Source organism: Ilumatobacter sp. (assembly GCF_041688325.1).
In the GTDB taxonomy this organism is placed as follows: domain Bacteria; phylum Actinomycetota; class Acidimicrobiia; order Acidimicrobiales; family Ilumatobacteraceae; genus Ilumatobacter_A.
This window is the reverse complement of sequence record NZ_JBDNIJ010000050.1, coordinates 1-17,762: the sequence shown is the minus strand read 5'-3', so window position 1 is coordinate 17,762 and position 17,762 is coordinate 1. Positions and strand designations below refer to the sequence as shown.

General features: G+C 62.8%; 17 protein-coding genes. 4 read left to right on the top strand and 13 right to left on the bottom strand.

Annotation, left to right across the window (positions count from 1 at the left end; translation table 11 throughout):
- Positions 1-10: 10 nt before the first annotated feature.
- The 5 genes from coxB to ACH2EI_RS03760 form a co-directional block, all read right to left on the bottom strand.
- The gene (coxB, locus tag ACH2EI_RS03780; RefSeq protein WP_395159172.1) at positions 11-1,207 is read right to left on the bottom strand and encodes a cytochrome c oxidase subunit II; all 1,197 of its coding nucleotides are present in this window, start codon (positions 1,205-1,207) and stop codon (positions 11-13) included.
- Between the two features lie 77 nt (positions 1,208-1,284).
- The gene (locus ACH2EI_RS03775; protein WP_395153274.1) at positions 1,285-2,478 is read right to left on the bottom strand and encodes a hypothetical protein; all 1,194 of its coding nucleotides are present in this window, start codon (positions 2,476-2,478) and stop codon (positions 1,285-1,287) included.
- A gap of 7 nt (positions 2,479-2,485) precedes the next feature.
- On the bottom strand, positions 2,486-3,061 hold the full coding sequence (locus ACH2EI_RS03770) for a cytochrome c oxidase subunit 3 (RefSeq protein WP_395153275.1): 576 nt from the start codon (positions 3,059-3,061) through the stop codon (positions 2,486-2,488).
- Positions 3,061-4,701 carry a cbb3-type cytochrome c oxidase subunit I gene (locus ACH2EI_RS03765; RefSeq protein ID WP_395153276.1) on the bottom strand — a complete coding sequence of 547 codons (1,641 nt, stop codon included), beginning with the start codon at positions 4,699-4,701 and terminating at the stop codon, positions 3,061-3,063. Before ACH2EI_RS03765 ends, ACH2EI_RS03770 begins: the two co-directional genes overlap by 1 nt.
- A gap of 157 nt (positions 4,702-4,858) precedes the next feature.
- Positions 4,859-5,815 carry a heme o synthase gene (locus ACH2EI_RS03760; RefSeq protein ID WP_395153277.1) on the bottom strand — a complete coding sequence of 319 codons (957 nt, stop codon included), beginning with the start codon at positions 5,813-5,815 and terminating at the stop codon, positions 4,859-4,861.
- 234 nt (positions 5,816-6,049) lie between these two features.
- On the opposite strand from ACH2EI_RS03760, the gene ACH2EI_RS03755 reads away from it, so the two are divergent.
- Positions 6,050-6,943 carry an S-adenosyl-l-methionine hydroxide adenosyltransferase family protein gene (locus tag ACH2EI_RS03755; RefSeq protein WP_395153293.1) on the top strand — a complete coding sequence of 298 codons (894 nt, stop codon included), beginning with the start codon at positions 6,050-6,052 and terminating at the stop codon, positions 6,941-6,943.
- Between the two features lie 105 nt (positions 6,944-7,048).
- Here the strand turns inward: ACH2EI_RS03755 and ACH2EI_RS03750 are convergent, their stop codons facing one another.
- The 7 genes from ACH2EI_RS03750 to ACH2EI_RS03720 form a co-directional block, all read right to left on the bottom strand.
- The gene (locus tag ACH2EI_RS03750; RefSeq protein ID WP_395153278.1) at positions 7,049-8,710 is read right to left on the bottom strand and encodes an N-methylproline demethylase; all 1,662 of its coding nucleotides are present in this window, start codon (positions 8,708-8,710) and stop codon (positions 7,049-7,051) included.
- Between the two features lie 38 nt (positions 8,711-8,748).
- Complete coding sequence (gene proC / locus ACH2EI_RS03745; RefSeq protein WP_395153279.1) at positions 8,749-9,555, bottom strand: pyrroline-5-carboxylate reductase; 807 nt, start codon at positions 9,553-9,555, stop codon at positions 8,749-8,751.
- Positions 9,556-9,809: 254 nt separating this feature from the next.
- A complete protein-coding gene (locus ACH2EI_RS03740) occupies positions 9,810-10,283 on the bottom strand; it encodes a YbjN domain-containing protein (RefSeq protein ID WP_395153280.1) in 474 nt (157 codons plus the stop codon).
- A complete protein-coding gene (locus ACH2EI_RS03735; protein ID WP_395153281.1) occupies positions 10,280-11,518 on the bottom strand; it encodes a glycosyltransferase in 1,239 nt (412 codons plus the stop codon). Before ACH2EI_RS03735 ends, ACH2EI_RS03740 begins: the two co-directional genes overlap by 4 nt.
- A gap of 77 nt (positions 11,519-11,595) precedes the next feature.
- Complete coding sequence (locus tag ACH2EI_RS03730) at positions 11,596-12,099, bottom strand: hypothetical protein (RefSeq protein ID WP_395153282.1); 504 nt, start codon at positions 12,097-12,099, stop codon at positions 11,596-11,598.
- Entirely contained in the window at positions 12,096-12,338 is a 243-nt protein-coding gene (locus ACH2EI_RS03725) for a MoaD/ThiS family protein (RefSeq protein ID WP_395153283.1), read from the bottom strand. The genes ACH2EI_RS03730 and ACH2EI_RS03725 overlap by 4 nt, the downstream gene beginning before the upstream one ends.
- 147 nt (positions 12,339-12,485) lie before the next feature.
- Positions 12,486-13,577 carry a hypothetical protein gene (locus tag ACH2EI_RS03720; RefSeq protein ID WP_395153284.1) on the bottom strand — a complete coding sequence of 364 codons (1,092 nt, stop codon included), beginning with the start codon at positions 13,575-13,577 and terminating at the stop codon, positions 12,486-12,488.
- A 210-nt stretch (positions 13,578-13,787) separates the two neighbouring features.
- Here ACH2EI_RS03720 and ACH2EI_RS03715 point away from each other — a divergent pair, with 210 nt between their 5' ends.
- Positions 13,788-14,678: a peptidylprolyl isomerase gene (locus ACH2EI_RS03715; RefSeq protein ID WP_395153285.1), complete on the top strand. Its 891-nt coding sequence runs from the start codon at positions 13,788-13,790 to the stop codon at positions 14,676-14,678.
- Between the two features lie 79 nt (positions 14,679-14,757).
- Here the strand turns inward: ACH2EI_RS03715 and ACH2EI_RS03710 are convergent, their stop codons facing one another.
- Positions 14,758-15,588, bottom strand: a complete 831-nt coding sequence (locus tag ACH2EI_RS03710) for a tyrosine-protein phosphatase (RefSeq protein WP_395153286.1) — start codon at positions 15,586-15,588, stop codon at positions 14,758-14,760.
- A gap of 234 nt (positions 15,589-15,822) precedes the next feature.
- On the opposite strand from ACH2EI_RS03710, the gene rmuC reads away from it, so the two are divergent.
- Positions 15,823-17,130 (top strand): DNA recombination protein RmuC, encoded by a 1,308-nt coding sequence (gene rmuC / locus ACH2EI_RS03705; protein WP_395153287.1) that lies wholly within the window; start codon positions 15,823-15,825, stop codon positions 17,128-17,130.
- Positions 17,131-17,172: 42 nt separating this feature from the next.
- Positions 17,173-17,762, top strand: a 590-nt coding sequence (locus ACH2EI_RS03700; RefSeq protein ID WP_395159170.1) for an exodeoxyribonuclease VII large subunit, incomplete at its 3' end; no start/stop codon positions are given.

Sequence of the window (17,762 nt, the reverse complement as noted above, 5' to 3'; positions counted from 1 at the left end):
CGTCAGCTCCTTACTTGCGCTCGAGCAGATAAGCGACCAGCTGGTCGATCTGGTCCTCGCTCAAGGCGAGGTAGGGCATGCCGCGAACAAGACCATTGGTCTCTTCAAGGCTTTCGGGGTCGGTGTACATCGGCTTCTTCGCCGGTGCATTTCGCAACCATTCACGGAGTTCGACCTCGTTGAGGCAACTGTCGGTGACACCGTCGAGGTAGGCCGCACCAACAGTGCTCGGATCGGCGTCCCAAACTCCGGGACGACATTCCTTACTGAGGAGATCCCATGAGGCACCAGCAAAGGTGTTCCGGGTCATGAAGTTGGTGAGGTTGGGCGCTGCGCCTGACCAGACGTTCTGGTCCGGACGAGAGATGATCAGCTCGTCGTTGGAGTCGGTGATGCCATCGACCTGGTGGCAACGCGAGCACTGTGATATGAAAGTCGATTCGCCTTCAGCAGCGAGCGAGCCAACAGCCGGAGCGACGTAGTCCTGAGTCTGATTGGCCTTCCACACGGCAAAGTCTGCCGAGTTCATCGCAATGACTTCCATGCGCATGTTGGCATGGCTCAGGCCGCAGAACTCGGTGCATTGCCCAGCAAAGATTCCGGGCTCGTCGGCCTCAAGACGAACAGTGTGGACGCGGCCGGGGACCATGTCCTTCTTGCCGTTGAGGCTCGGGATCCACCATGAATGGATGACGTCACGGCTGGTTCCTCGCACGAGCACCTTGGTACCGGCTTCAATGACCATCTGGCCGGAGGTGACGATGGGTTCGTCGATACGGCCACAACCGTCTTGCACGGGGTAGTCAACTTCCCACCACCACTGCTGGCCGGTGACGTTGATGACACATTCGGTGTCGGAGGTCTCGGCGAGATCCATGATCGTCCCGACCGTAGGGATCGCGATACCAACCAAAATCAATGCGGGAAGAATCGTGAGGCCAATTTCGAGCGCCGGCTTGCCGTGAGTCTGTTCTGGGATCGGCTGACCGCGATCGCGGAACCTCCAGAGCGCGAAGGCAATCACCGAGAAAACGACGACGCCGACGACACCGGCGATGCCGAACACCACCCAGTCGAGGTCGTTGATCATTTGGGAGTTCGGGCCCTTGGGCTGCCAGGTGTCTTGCGGTGCATCAGTTGCACAACCAGCGAGCAGCGCAGCGAACGAGCCCGCTACGAGGGTTCGAACGAGCCGTGAAGATGACACGGACATCAACGTAGTGGTGGTTTCCACAGCCTGCATTTTCGTGGTCGGTGATTGGTGGGACATGTGCAGGTCGTACGTCACGGCACGACCACATCGATTTCGGCTTCTGTGCCGGGAACGTAGAAGCGGTAGGCCTCAGCGTCATCGGCGTAGGCAAAGCTGGGCTCGGCAAACTTGACGGTGATCAGCTGCGCGCCACCGTCTTCGACGAGCGAGGTGCACGTGAGGTTGCGGTCGCTCTTGTCGCCATGCGACTCATCTGCGCCATGGCCCTCTTCTGCGGCTGCGGCTTCGGCTGGGGCTTTTTCTTCCGGTGCCGGGCCGAGATCGAGCGTGAGGCGACGGGCTTCGCCAGAGTCGTTACGGAACACGATGTTGTTCGCGTTCGAGCGCGGCAGCGAGATGGCTTCGGCGCCCGGGTCGACCGGGCCAGGCACATCGAACTCGAGGTTGCCGGCCGCAGTCAGCGAGATCGTGTAGGTGTTCGACTTCGTGGAAACGGTCTGACTGGCGCCTTTGTCGATCTCGAAGTGTTCGGGCGAATCGCAGAAGAGTGCGGAGTCAGCAGCGATGGTTTCGTGGACGTGGATGTCACGTTCGCCGTCGACACCGGCAGCCACGCCACCAGCAACGATCGCGACGGCACCGAGAGTCAGGGCACCACCGATGGCACCACGCTTGACCGACGGGCGGGCGGCGAAGATGAATGCGATACAAGCAATGACCGTGGCGAGCACGACGAACGCAATGATCGTGTTGGTCTTCGAAAGCCACAGCATGATGCGGCTCAATGCGTATGCGATGCCACCGACGGCGAATGCTCCGAGCAGGGGGTATTCGAGCGGATTGGCGAGGCGACCACGAACTGCCGCGTTGGTGGTCGAGTCGGTCGATGCGCTCTCGGCCCACGCCTGCACGGCCCACTGTGCGCCGGCCGCGAGGAGGATGACCAGGCCAATCGTAAATATCGACTGTTGCGAGACGAGGCCGAGGACCACTGCAGCAGCACCGACGGCGAAGACCATCGGCCAGATGCTGGCGCCGGGTGGGTCGTCGGATGCTTCAGACGTAGCCACCGCAGTGGTGTCCAGAGCGGACAGGTTGGAGTCGGCTGCCCACATGTTGACGCCGGCGAGGAAGGCCATCGCGCATGCCACCGATACGAGGCCGACGATGCCGAGGGCCTCGTTCTGCGTGATGCCGTAGACGACTGCAGCAACCGTCGCGAGGACGGAGGAGCCGATGAGGAGTTTGGAACCAGTAGTGAACATTAAGAACTCACTTGGTGACGTAGACGACGAACCAGATGGCCGTGTAGATGACGGACATGGCGTACCAGTAGATGGCGTGGGCGGCGAGGATCTCGTTGTCGCTGCGCCCCCCGGCGAACCGGAATGCTGCGACGACGGAGAAGATGACACCGATGATCATCAGCGCCATAAACAAACCGGTGAGGGCGTAGAACATGGTGGCGTAAGCGCCGTCGCCGATACCGACACCCATCGATGAGTAGATGAACGCCTGTGCATTGATCACCATGATCGCCACGAGTGCGGTCGCGGAGAGCGCGAAGACGCCGTGACCTCGGTCGTTGCGCTTGGCAGCCCACACGGCCCACTGTGCGAAGGTGCAGATGGCGATGAACGCAATCAGCGCGACGTTGGCAGCGACTTCAGGAATGACGACACCGCTGGGAAGCCAGTTGCCGTCACGCTCGACGAAGTTGGTGCGCTGTTCGGACCAGACGGCGAGCATCCCGCCGACCATCATCACCATGGCGACCACGCCGAGCGTGGTCCCAACGATGATTTGGCGGCGCGGTGCGGCAGCGGGGCCGGCGGTCAAAGCTTGCATCAGCTATCGCCTTTCTCGGAGTGGGTTTGGCCGTAGTCCGACTTGCTGTCGGCCAGTGGTTCAGCCGACATGACTGTGGGTGCTTCGACGAAGTTGTTGGCAGGCGCCGGGGAGGCGGTGGCCCACTCGAGGGTCTGACCGTCGTACGGGTCGGCTTCGGCTTGGCCATCCTGGCTCATGATCGAAGTGGCGAGCAGGCCGATGAAGCCGAGCACGGTGAGTGCCATGAGCACGTGGCCGACGAGGACGAGAATGGCGTAGATGTCGCGCGGCTCGTCGAATCCGGCAACGTAGCTGGGCAGCGACGCGAGCACCGTTGCGAGCACACCGAGGCCAGCGAGCGGAAGCACCTTGGCTGCCTGGAGGTTGACGCCCCAGAGTTTCGGCGCCCAATGCGCCATGCCACCGAGTGCCGCGAGAACGGTGCCGTAGACCACGTAGATCAGGGCGCCTTCGGCAAAGACCGTGCCCTGGAGGCCGAGGTCGTCGATGGCAAACAACGCCGATCCGATCATGCCGACCATAACCATGCCGAGACCGAGGAACCCGAAGGCCAACGCCGGCGTCAAGTTGGGCTTGACGCCCTTGACCGGCTTGGCGAGGAAGAGGGCCATCAGCAACACGATCGTGAGACCCAGCAGCGGAAGCAGGTTGAACATTGCCCACGGCACCACGTCGTAGAGCTTCTGGCGGACGTCGTCACTCCCACCGAGGTAGAACTCGGTGCCAGCCCACGGAACGTTGTGGACGGCGTCTTGGGTGACTGCGCCGAGGGCTGCGACGCCCATCAGGCCGAAGCCAGCGAACACGATACCGCGTGCGGGCGTGCGCTGCTTGAACAGCAGTGCTGCGCCTTCGGCGAGCAGACCGGCGACGGGGATGGCGAACAACACCGCTGCGCCCGGCGAGAAAATCCAGCCGGCCCAGTCGTAGAGGCCAGTGTTGCCACCGAAGGCCTCGCGGCCGTTGCGGTGATCAAGAAAGAGGTAAGCCAGCGTGCCGAAGAGGACCGGCATGACAACGACAAGCCCGAGACCCGTGACCAGAGCCGACATCGAGAAGAACGGCACACGACGCATGGTCATACCCGGCGCCCGGGTGGTGAGCACGCTGGTCGCAATCGAGACGCCGGTTGCGGCGAGGCCGATGGCCATGAGGCCGTGTGCACCGAGGAAGAGGTCGACCATGTCGGGGTTGCCGCCAAGGCCGCCGCCGTTGTTGGCGAGAGCGATCATCGCCAAGATGAGGCCGCCGGCCCACATCCAGAACCCAGCTGCTACCAAGCGGGGGAAGGCAATGGAGCGCGCACCGAGTTGCATCGGGACGATGGCGACGCAGAGGCCGATCGCGAGCGGTAACAGGCTGCCGAACACGAGCCCGACGAGCTGCGCGTCGAAGATTTGGGCGAGCGCATTGTCGTCGATGTTGCCGATGCCAGCACGCTCGACTCCGATGATCACGTTGATGGCGACCGTGGCCAGGAGGCCAAGCAGGCCGCCGCCGAGGAACAATCGGCCGATCTTCTTATGGTCGGTTGATGTCAGCCAATCGGCTACGGCGTCAAGCAGGCGGCCAAGCGCGCTGTCTCCCGGTTCGAGACCCGAAGAAACGGCTTCGGCGGTGGGATCAATGGTTGTCATACGAAGTGGAGCTCACTTATTTCGTTCAACGGATCAGATTCCGACTGTTTGGTCGTGGGACACAACGGCCCGAGACTACTTGCAAGGGGGCATTTCTTCTGAAATCAAACGAAGATTCGTGCCGCACGCCAGAGAACAAGTTCACAAGGCGAACGAGTCAGAACCCGTGCTGCACGAAGACATCGAGCGACATGGCGCCGAAGAGCAACGTGACATAGGTGATGGAAAATCCGAAGAGTCGCATGCTGGCAGATTCGCTGGGGTACTTGCCCAACGCAATGGTGCCGCCCAGGAACACGGCGCCCAGAACAACAGCAGCAATCCCGTAGATCCAGCCGAGATCGGCCACCGGGATCAGGACCAGCGTGGAGATGCAGAGTGCTGCGGTGTACCAAATCATCTGCCTGACCGCTTCGGCCATCGGTACGACGCTTGGCAGCATCGGGACATCGGCAGCGCGGTAGTCATCGGCGTACTTGACGGCCAGCGCCCAGAAATGAGGCGGCGTCCAGAGGAACATCACGATGAAGAGAACGACCGGCGTCCAGGTGACGTTGTTCTGCACGGCCGACCAACCCACCAAAACCGGAACGGCACCGGCCGCTCCGCCGATCACGATGTTCTGCCTGCTCGTGCGCTTCAGCCAGATCGTGTAGACGCCGATGTAGAAGGCGGCTGCAGCGAATGCGAGCAGTGCCGACAGGAGGTTCGCACCGGCCCAGAGCACGCCGAAAGCAAACACCTGCAGGCTCAGGGCGAAGATCAAGGCATTGCGCGGCTCGATCACACCCGTGACGAGCGGGCGGGCCTGCGTTCGCTCCATCAACGCATCGATGTCTCGATCAACGTACATATTCACGGCGTTTGCACTGCCGGCTGACAAGGTTCCGCCGATCAACGTCACGACGACGAGCCACGTCGAAGGCCAGCCTCGTTCGGCCAGGATCATCGTGGGGACCGTGGTGATCAACAGCAGCTCGATGATGCGCGGTTTGGTGAGCGCAATGTAGGCACCGAGAACCGTGGTGGGCGCACGACGATTGCCGTGTGCCACACCGCCGGGCGCGAGCCGCGACGGAACGAGGGGACGGGAGCCGACGGACATTGCTGCCATCGTACGGTCGCGCGCAGAACGTGACCAACGTGGGCGCCGCGTGTTTCGGTACAGGTGTCACAGGGTTCGCTTATGCGGGCCCGCGCGGCACCCGCCCAAGCTGACCGTGAGGCCACCGTGATCGACGCCGTGATCGACGCCGTGAGGGCCACCGTGATCGACGCCGTGAAGGACAGAGTGAGGGACACCGTGAAGGCCGTAGATAGCGAAGGCCGTAGATAGCGTCAGGTAGTGATGGGCCGCAGGTACGACACCGTTTCCTTCCTCACCGATTACGGGACGCAGGACGAGTTCGTCGGTGTCTGTAAGTCGGTGATCCGTGAGATTTCGCCGCACGCTGTCGTGATCGACCTCACCCACGGCGTTGCTCCCTTCGACGTACGCGCCGGTTCGCTCGCGCTTGCCCGCTCGATCAGCTACGTGGCCTCGGGCGTCGTGCTCGCTGTCGTCGACCCTGGTGTTGCCACGTCGCGTAAGGCGTTGGCGATCGAAGTCGCCGACGGCGAAGGCGTGCTCGTCGGCCCGGATAACGGCCTGCTCGCACCCGCCGTGTCGATGGCAGGCGGAGCCGGCCGAGCGGTGCATCTCAACAACGCCGACTATCAACTCCACGCAATCGGCGCCACGTTTGCCGGCCGCGATGTGTTCGCACCAGCAGCCGCGCACCTCTGCAACGGCGTCGATCTCTTCGAACTCGGCGACCCGGTCGATGCCGACCTGCTGCTCCCCGGCGTGATCCCGCTTCCGCAATCGGACGAGACAAGGGTCATTGCCCAGGTGCTCTGGGTCGACCGTTTCGGCAACGCACAACTCAACGTGGGGCCCGACGACATTCCTGCGTCGTTCGGCAATCGGATCGATGTGCGTTTCAGTGCTCCTGCAGATCCGAGCGGCGGCACCACCCGCAACTGCGTTCGCGCCACCTCGTTCGCCGAACTCGCTGGCGGCGCTGTCGGCCTCGTCCACGATTCAAGCGGCATGCTCGCCGTGGCGATGGATCGGCGATCGGCCGCAGAAGAACTCGGCCTCGACGTCGGCGACCAGGTGACGCTCACGGAGAGTTCCGACGCTGGCAATGGCGGGGCCAATGGTCCAGTCACGCAACAGGTCAGTATCCGCCGGAGTTGAGTTCGGCCTGCGTCTTTCGGCATTGACGAAATCTCGGAAAGTGGCCCTTGTCACACCCGCGGATAATGAATTAGTCTGTGCAAAACAAGGATCCGTTCGCCCGACTTATTCGGTGAACGCAACGCGACAGAGCCGGTGCCACCTGGGGGGTTGGCATCGGCTCTGTTCGTTTTCCACCCCCTCGCCGCTCACGATCAGAAGTCGATCAGAGGTCTTTGACCAGGCGCAATGCGTCAACACGGCACCGTGCACGTTGCGGCTCGCGACCGCGTCGCCAATTCTCATCAGCTGAAACATGCCGGCTGCGTTGCGAACCAGCTGCTGCGTTCGGCCTTCCATAAGTGCGCCGTAGTCGACCGCGCCGAGGTTGCTCGACTGTGGTTTCAGATCGAAATACAGCTCAGCGAGCGGCTGCGTGCCATGGTCAACGACGACGTGATCGACGTGGCGTACTGCTCGATGTGCCGAGTGATTGCTGCCGATCTCAACACACAGACGGCCTGCCTCTGGTCGCACCGAGAGCAGCCGCTGGCTCAAGGTGATTCGGGTGTCAGTCTCGTTGAAAGCTCGGGCGTAGGGCGCGTGGTTCATGCCACCCACCTCGATCCCCAGCATGCGTTCGGGCGTGACGATCTCCAGGTCACGGCCAGAACGAGCGATCATTTCGGCCGCGCTCATCGCCGAGTGGGTGCCGTTGTCGTCAAAGAAAGGTACGGAGCCGGTCGGCGTGACATCGCCGCCAAGGACGTCCCAGCTCGACGACACGAGATCGGCACCAGATTCCAGGCCAGGCAGTTGCGGCAGACCGCCGGTCGCAACAAGCACGACCCGCCGCTGAGCTGTCGCGCGTTCGATCACGTGGGGCATCGTGGCTTCACGACTCGTTGCCGCGTTGTGCAGGCACAGCGCTTCGCCGGCTTCGTAGATGCGATCGAGGCAGTAGGTGGCACCGACACAGGGCCAGATTTCCGACTCGCGGCCCTCGATAATCTTGTTGACAAGATGCGGATCGGCGATCTGGGCACGGGTCATCCCGACGAGATCGAGCCTGCCTTCGGCAATCGCATGACGGGCAGTGGCGACGTCGTCGATCTTCGCAGCGTGCAATACGGGCAGCGTCGTGTCCTGGCGCACACGGCCTGCGAAGTCCAGCATTGGTGCCGACGCCATGCCGTGGATCGGGACGATGCTGGTCAGCTCGACATCGTTGTGGATCGAACACTTCGCCACGTTGATGAAGTCGATGAGACCCGATGCCTCCAGCCGGCGCAGTATTTCCATCCCGGTGTCAAGGTCGAATCCGCCGGGAACCGTTTCTTCAAGGAAGATCCGCAGGCCGACGATGAAGTCGGGCCCGACACGCTCGCGCACTGCTTCGAGGACCAGCCACGGAAATCGCAACCGGTTGTCGAAGTCGCTCCCCCACTCGTCGGAGCGACGGTTGGTCCCAGGCGACCACCACGCGTCGAAGAGGTGCCCGTACGACTGCAACTCAATGCCATCGATTCCGCCGGCCTGCATCCGTTCGGCCGCATCGTCGTAGGCGTGCAGATTGCCGAACGGTGGCGGGCTGTCTTGGGCAACAACCGCCGAGCCCGCGGTCATCGTCAACGCCACGCCGCCCTTGGCCTTCTCTTCGTGATAGAGCCGGTAGCGGTCAGTCGGCATGCCGCCCTCGGCGTCAGCCGGCCCGTGCGCCGACGAGAAGATCCTGTTCCGCAGCTCGAGATGCTTGAGTCGATACGGCGTCAGCAGCGGGTCGCTCATCGACGAAGACGAGAACGAGCCGCCGGACCCAGGATTTGTCAGCCGAGTTCGCGGCTGCGCTCGGTTGCTGCGTTGACTGCGCTGGCAAAGATCGAGCGGAGGCCCTGCGCTTCGAGAACGGCAAGACCGGCCGCAGTCGTGCCGTTCGGTGACGTGACGTTCTTGCGCAGCGTCGCAGGGTCACCTTGTTGCGCGAGCAGCGTCGATGCGCCGAGCAGCAACTGGGTGACGATGCGCTCCGCAATGTCGGGGTCGAAGCCTTCTGCGACTGCCGCCTCGATTAACGCCTCAGCCACGAGGAAGACGTACGCGGGACCGGATCCGGCGACCCCTGTGAACACATCGAGCTGGGATTCGGGCAGACGATCGACGATGCCGACGGCGCCGAGGATCGACTCCGCCCAGGCAAGATCGTCATCGTCGGCCGTGCTCCCACCGGCGATCGCCGACGTTCCCTTCCCGACGAGCGCCGGCGTGTTCGGCATACAGCGCACGACAGCAACATTCGGACCGGCTGCCGCTTCGATGGTGGCGATGCCGACGCCGGCGGCGATCGAGAGAAGGCGCGTCGCTCCGGCCGCCGCTGCTGCCGCTGCTGCGCCAGCCACACCTTGCGGCTTCACGGCGAGCACCGCTGAACGGCATGGTGGAATCGACTCGGTGACGATGATTCCCGGGAACATTTCGGTGAGTTCGGTGCGTCGCTCCTCACGCAGTTCGACAACAGCGAGCTGCTCCCGGGAGAACGCCCCAGAGTTGACCATCCCGCCCAGCAGCGCAGCACCCATGTTGCCGCCGCCGATCATCACCAGGTCGATTATCTCGCTGCCGGTCGTCGCGCTCATCGCCGGAACGGTAGCTGGCTACTCGACTCCAACCGTTCCGACTGGTGGGGTTCAAGCCGTGCCGTTCTGCCGTTCCGCCCGGGCGGGCACAAGGGACCGACTCCCCCGATGCGCACCCGCCCGGACACAAACACAGTGGGCACGCAAGCATCGCAAGCGGAAGCTGGCCCCCACACAAAAGCCAATCCAGAGTTTTGTGTGAGCCATTCCAGCGACCGACCCCGCTATCGCTCACACTACATCCGGTGCGGCAGTCAACCGGGGAAGTGGGAGGCGAAGCCGATGCGGAGCAGGCCCTTGAAGCACTGCTCGACGTTGGCGTAGAGCAGGCCGAGTGCCTGATCAATCGCATCGAGATCGACGTGACGCGCCGAGAGTTCTCCACGCAGGAAGATTCCGTCTTCGGCCCCGATGGAGAAACGAGCGCCGACGAGCCGATCGTTCCGACGGAGCACATGCTCGTACAGAGCGGCATGGTTTTCCTCGGGCGCGGGCGTCACGAACGTCTCGTACTTCAGCGTGCGCTGGCCGAGCGTGAGCCACACCGTGGTGAAGTCCTTCTCCTCGCCCCGCATGCGCACGAGCCACCGCACACCAGATTCGGAGCTCGCTTCAGCAACGCGTTCGACGGCGACGATGTGGTCGTGACCGGCATCGAGTTCGCTCAACCATTCATCGATCTGGCGTTGCAGCACGGCCAGTTCGGCGACGTTCATTGGTTCGATCATGTCGACTCCTCGCCGGCATCGTGACAGGTGACAAGTGTTCCGACACCCAGTTCGGCATAGACGTCAAGGAGCCGGTCCGCTGCTGCACGCCAGGTGTAGGCCTTGGCCCGTTCGACGGCGGCCTTACCCATCGACGCGGCAAGTTCGGAGTCGTTGAGAATCGTGCGCATGGCGTCGGCATAGTCGGCCGGTTTGCGGCCTTCGATCAGATAACCGGTTTCCCCGTCGTCGACGAGACTGACCAGCCCACCGACGGCGCTTGCCACCACCGGCACGCCGCACGCTGCAGCTTCGAGCGCAACAAGCCCAAAGCTCTCACTGCGGCTCGGCACCAGCACGATGTCCGCCGCTCGGTACCAAGTGGAAAGGATGTGGTGCGGCTTCGGTTCGATGAACTGCACCTGATCATGCAGACCGAGTTCGTCGACCAGCGCGTGGGCTTCAGATGATTGGACGTCACCGTTGCTGCCACTCGAACCACCGACGATGGCCAGCTGTGCATCGGGTCGGCCGAGTGCAGCAAGTGCGCGAATGGCAACGTCGGGCCCCTTCAGCGGTTGGATACGGCCAACGAACAGAATGAACGGAATGTCCGGGTCGACGTTGATGGCCTTGCGTGCAGCGGCTTGGTCGCCTGGCGCAAAAAAGGCGTGCTCGACACCTGGCGCAATGATCTCGATTCGGCCATGCGGGTCGCCGTAGAGGCGGCGAAACTGTTCTTCTTCTTCGGCGCAGCTCACGCAGATCGCATCAGAACACTGGATGATCTCGGCCTCGGCCCGGTCACGCCACTTTGGTTCCGGGTCACCACCTTCGGCTTTGACTCGGGCCAGCGTGTGAAACGTCGACACGAACGGGACGTCGAGTTCGTGCTTGAGATGATGACCGACGACGCCGCTGAGCCAGTAGTTCCCGTGAATGATGTCGGGCTTCTCGTGAGCCGCGATCCACTCCATCACGCCGTGGCAGAACTGGTCCGAGATCTCCGGCAGCGCCTCTTTCGGGAGATGGTGCGGCCCCGCCTCGATGTGCACCACCCGGTGACCGGGCTCGACGAGTACTTCGGCTGGCAAGCCCTCGCGGTCGGCGCGAGTGAACGTGGTGCACTCGATGCCGATCTGGCTGAGCGACGACACGAGTTCACGCACATAGACGTTCATCCCACCGCTGTCACCGGAGCCGGGTTGGAGCAACGGGGAGGTGTGGAGGGAGATCACTGCGACTCGAAGCACCACGGATTCTGACCCTACCGAGGCAAGGCACTGACCGAGATGTCGTGTTCAGAGTCTCTCGGGACGAGAGACGGTCAGGATCACCCCTCGAGGAGGCTGTCGACGTTGGCTTCGCCGTCGCGGTAGCGGCGAACGAGTTCGGCGCTCAGCGCATCAAGGCGATCGAAACGCTCACGTCGATCCGACGACACCTTGGTCTCGAATTCGCTAATGGCATCAGCGAGAGAATCGAGTTCTGTGTTGTCGAGTTTTTCGAGCCGTCCGAAATGGAATTCGGCGCACACGGCATCCAGTTCGTCGGCAAGCGGGTTGTCGCTGAGGTCCTCGGTCGGACGAGGAGGCCGAGCCGGGCCTCCAGTGAGCTGCTGCGAGAGCACGACGCCGATCTGGGCATTGAGGTCGGCGTCGGGGCCAGCGTCACGCCGCGACAGTTCGGTATTCACGAGATCGAAACGGGCCTGCGCCACACGACGTGCGTAGGAGACGATGTCATCTTCGTGCTGGAGCTGCTGACGCAGCGCGCGCAGATCGGTCAGCGAGAGCCCTGCAGGATCAGGGCTGGTCTGGGTTGTGGCGTCGCTCACGTGCATCCTCCAGATACGGGCGGGAGAACCGCCACTTCGTCATTCGGTCCGAGTGCGGTGTCGAGACCGACATCATCACCGTTCACCCAGACTCGGCACGTGCTCAGCACATCGCTGAATCCAGGCCCATAGCGTTGTTCGGCTGCCGACAGAACGTCAGCCAGCGTGGCACCATCGAAAACGTCAGTTCCCGTCCTAGCGGCCTCTCGGGCCGAAGCAAACAGACGCATTTTTGCCATCGAGTTCAATCTACCGGGCACGCACCGAGTCCTCGGGTGACCCCACAGCTGTTGAGGAACGGCAGATCATCCAACGCTCTACGGGCCAATGAGGGGGTGCATCGGCGTGTTGCATGGTCGACTTGAGGAATTTCTCAAAGAAATTTCTCACGGTGCGACGACAGCAGCGTTGAGAACGTCGACGGGAAGGACTCCGGCGACGAATCCGACGGCTGCAACTGCGAGCGTGAGACCGAGAGCAAGGCGTCGAACCGAGGCCTCTTCGAGGCGACCGGTTGCGCCGTAGAAGCCAAGTTCTGGACGCGGCATCCGACGCAGCGCGAGACCGCCGACCACCACGAGGCCCACCGCGATCGACATGGCGGCGATTCTGGTGTCACGTTCCATCGGCTGCAATCCATGCGTCCATCGATCGCTCATGCCACGCAAGGCAACGGCGATGTTGAGGGCAACGAGCGTGGCCATCGTCATCACCCATCGAATTGGCAACCCTGAGCGGGAGATGCCGTCGCCGAGGCCGGCCCCAATCGATGCCATTGACCACATCAGACGAGCACCCGGGCGGAGATGCCCACCAGAGCTGAACCAATTGCCGATCGACACAAGACCAATGCCGCCGACCAAGAGCGCGATTCGCTCTGTTGAGGGGATGTCGAACGGTATGGCGCCCGTGAAGAGCACGACAAGGAGCACGATGACACTGCACAACCGGCGCAATCCATCGAGCGCGACGACGGACCATGCGGCTTGGCGCAGGTTGTCGCTGGCGAGTCTCGTTCGGGCATCGAGTCGTCGTTGTTCACGGAGCACGCTAATACCGCGACGGGCCCACGCAATCTCGCCAGTGTCGTCGTTGCCGATGCGGCGGACGGCCGGTTTCTCGTCGATGACTGCGCCAAGGCCGAACGCTTCAGCGAGCAGCACCGGGAGTTGACGATCGCGGTCGGTGGCGCGTCGGTCTCGACGTCGGAGCGGTCGGGAAACGGCGAGCCCGGCGCACACCACAAGCGATGCCGCGAACGCAACCAGTTCGAGAGCGAGGATCGCGATATTGACGATGTTGCCGTTGAACGAAGTAGTGCGCCACGACAACCACGCGAACCAGGCAATGAGCCCGGCCCCTGAAACGATGGTTCCAATGACATTCATCGACGCAGGCGCCTGGCGGCGCGTCAGGTCGGCTGAGGCGCCAGGTTGAGCGCTGGCGTCAGGAGTCTGCATATTCGTGTCGATGGTCATGGGGGTCTGGTCAGCAGCAATCGAGCGTGGTAGCCGCCGTCAGTCTTTCTTCGGCAAATCGACGGAACACCTTGAGCACGCGATGGTCACCCGAGAAACTGCCGAAGAAGTGCCCGAAACGTTGCCCAGAAAGATGCCAGAGAAGATGCCTGAGAAGATGACGGTGGCGTTGCCGCTGGCGCCGTCTGCTGCGGGTATCGTCTGGCCCCTGTGGGAACCAATAAACGAGAACGCCAGCGGACCAACAAGGCTACGAAGGACCACCAGGTCGCCAAGGCCGTGACGCGTCAAAAAACCACGCGCACCGCAATGATCGTCGTTGGTGCCATCGTTGCCGTCTTCGGCATCGTGCTGATCGCCAACACGTTCATCGGTGGCGACGACGAAGCCGGCACGACCGATGCCGCCACGACCGACACGGTGGCAAATGCGTACGCCGCCGACGACACCGTCGCCGGCGATTCATCCGATACCAGCGTCGACCCGAACGCAGAGCCACAGCCTGTCGAAGATGACGGCGAAGTCTTCGCTGCGACCGGCGAGTTCGTTCCCGACGGATGCCCGTCGCCCGACGGCTCCGCCAAGCAGCAGCAGTCATTTGACGCGCAGCCACCGATGTGTCTCGATGCAACCCGGTCCTACAGTGCACTCGTCACGACGAACAAGGGCGAGATCACCATCGAACTCGACCAGAAGAAGGCACCGGTCACGGTCAACAACTTTGTGTTCCTCGCCCGCAACCAGTACTTCAACGACACGACGTGCCATCGAATCATCCCGGGTTTCGTTGTCCAGTGCGGCGATCCAACGGCCACCGGCGGCGGCGACCCGGGCTACAAGTTCGCTGACGAACTGCCTGCAGCTGGCGAGTACCAGATCGGTTCGATCGCCATGGCGAACAGCGGGCCCGACACCAATGGCAGCCAGTTCTTCATCATCACCGGCGACCAGGGTGCTGCCCTGCCGCCGCAGTACACACTGTTCGGAGACGTCGCCACAGGCTTCGACGAGACCGTCGTCAAAATGGAAGCGGCCGGCTCAGCGTCGGGTAGCCCGTCCGAGCCGGTCGAGATCCAGTCCGTCGTCATCTCCACCAGCTGATCCCGCTCGCCGGCTGTTCATCCACCGGGCCTGTTCGGAGGTTCTGGCCGGCGGACTTCGATGAGCAGGGTCGGGACGCTCAGTGGGTCAGGCGGGCTTCGAGGTCGGTCAGCACTGCGTTGCCAATGCCGATCGAGGCGAGGTAGTTCCGCACGGTGCCATGGTCGGCAACGAGATCACGCAAAATCTGGCGCATCGCGTCAGGGTGCGCCCCAAACATCATCTGCGGACGCGCGTTCATGTCAGCAGCAGCTTCGGGGGCATGCTCAGTAAGCCACGTTCGCATGCGGGCCATACCGTCGCGGGTGAGTCCGAAGTCTTCGGCAATCACTTCGTGATCCACGCCAAGGCCGCCAAGAATGAGTGCCGCAAGAATTCCGGTGCGGTCCTTGCCTGCAGCGCAGTGGAACACGGCCGGGCCACTGCCGGGGACGGCGAGCGTGGCGATGGCCTGCGCGAACCGGTCGGCGCCGTTGGCCAGCATGTCTCGATACGCCCAGATCAAGAAGTCGATGCCGCCCTGCTCAGTCGCAGGAAAGTCGGGGAAGCCGGTCTCCATCCACGTGGCGTCAATAATCGACAGGTGATGGAACGCCACCGGGTACTTGGCCACCGGGAAGTAACCACGCTCGGCGATCTCTTTCGAGGTGCGGAGGTCGACGACAGTGCGAATGCCAAGTGCGTCGACAACATCGATGTCGCTGTCGTTCAGTCGGGACAGGCCGTCAGAGCGAAAGAGTCGCCCCCACTCGGTGGTCTGGCCGTTGCCGAGGAGATAGCCACCGAGATCGCGGAAGTTGAAGACCGACTCGAGGGGGACGACGCGATCACCGTGTTGCACGATGGCGAGCGCGTCGACGTTCGGTTCAGTGACGCGTGACGGTTCGGTGACGCTGGAAAGATCGACCATGCTTCTGGACCGTAACGATTGCTGTTCGACCGGACCACCAACACTGGGTGAACGCTGGTCACAACGGCTGGGAGATGCGTCACGTCGCCATTTCTGCAAGATGACGACGTCACTCTGGTCGATCGAGGGCGAATCGGCAGCGACTCGATGCGCCAATCACGCCGACTGGATGCTCTGACCTGGTCCAATGGGGCACCCGCAACTCTGTGACACTTCATCCGTACGGTGGTCACCATGTTGATCGTCGTCATCGTGATGGGCCTCGTGCTCGCTTGCTGTGCTGCTGCAGCGGCTTACTTGTTCGCACTCCGCCAGGCCGAGCAGCGCGCCTCCACCAACCTGGCCACCGAGCTCGGTTCGCAGGCAATGACTGTTGCAGCCCTGCAGGCATCGGTCGACAGCGCAGTCCAGGGCGCGGTTGCCGCCGTGCGCCAGCAGGCCACCGAAGAGCGTGACGCGGCCGTCACCGCCGCACTCGCCCAGACCGCCATCTTGCAGCGAGAACAATTGGGCGCCGCCGCGTCGCAGGTGCAGCAGCACGCCAGTGCCGACCTCGCTGCCAAGAAAGACGTCATCGACACACGGCTCGACCAGGTCCACGGCGAAATGCGGAACGAACTGTCGAAATTGAGTGACATGGTCAGTGCGCTCGGCAAGACCAGCGCCGAGAAGTTCGGCCAAGTCGAAACGTCGTTGAAGGCACACGCCGATGTCGCAGCGGCGGTCGCCGAGTCAGCACAGGCACTGCGCACCGCGATCGCCAACCCGCAGGCTCGTGGCCAGTGGGGCGAGCGGATGGCTGAAGACGTTCTGCGCATGGCTGGCTTCGTCGAGAACACGAATTACTTCAAGCAGACCCAGATTGATGGCGCCACCGGCCGGCCCGATTACACGTTCCCGATGCCCAAGGACCACTCGCTCTACATGGACGTCAAGTTCCCGATGGCGTCGTACCTGCGTTATCTCGAAGCGGGTACTGACGCCGAACGCGAAACGCACACGAAGAACTTCCTCCGCGACGTCCGGATGCGCGTGAAAGAACTGGCCAAGCGCGACTACGGCAACACCGGTGACCAGCAGGCAGTCGAGTCCGTGCTCCTCTTCATCCCGAACGAGCAGCTCACCAGCTTCATTCACGAGCACGATCCGAGTCTGCTCGACGATGCAATGAAGCAGCAGATTGTCATGTGCTCCCCGCTCACGCTGTTCGCATTCCTTGGTGTCATCCGCCAAGCCTTCGACAACTTCATGATCGAAAAGACCAGCGACCAAATCCTGCAGCTGATCGGCAAGTTCGGTACGCAATGGACGAAGTACTCCGAACAGGTCGACAAGGTGAAGAAGCGCTTCGAGGCGGTCGACAAAGAGTTCGATGCGCTGGCGGGCACCCGTCGCCGTGCCCTCGAACGGCCATTGCGTGAGCTTGATGGCATTCGCCAGCAGCGGGGCCTGCCCGTCGACGGTGAGCTCTTTGCCCCCGCACAGGATGACGACGAGAACGAGATATCTTTCGGCGGCACTGTCCGCCAACTCGGGGCCTGATCAGGGCCCGACCCGTGCTCGCGTCTGATTGAATCGAGCGCAGTGAGCCAGCCCGCCTTCGAATTCGACGACATTGTCCCTGACGAGTTCGCCGATCCCACGTTCACAGTCGGCGAATTGGCCGAGGCGATCAACGATCACCTGCGGCGTGGGTTCCGGGGCGGCATTTGGGTTCGCGGTGAAATCAGCGACCTGTCGGATCGCGGGGCACACACGTACTTCTCGCTCATCGAAGAGGGCGACAACGGCAAGGCCGTCCTCAACGTCCAGCTGTTCGCCCCAGCCAAGCAGCGGCTCGCTCCGCTGCTGCGCAAGTTCCGCCTCGAACTCCGCAACGGGATGAACGTCCGGATCAACGGCGACCTCGACTTTTGGGCGCAGGGCGGCCGGCTCGGTTTCAAGATGGCGAACCTCGATCCGAAGTTCACCATTGGCGACATTGCCCAGTCACGCGACGAAGTCATGCGCCGGCTCACCGCCGAAGGACTGCTCGACACCAACCGTCGAGTTCGGGTGTCGCCAGTGCCGTTGCGGGTCGGTGTCGTCGCCAGCGTCGGCACGGCTGCGTGGCACGACTTCCGCGACGAACTCGAACGCAGCGGGATCGGCTTTCAGCTCAGCGTCGCCGACGT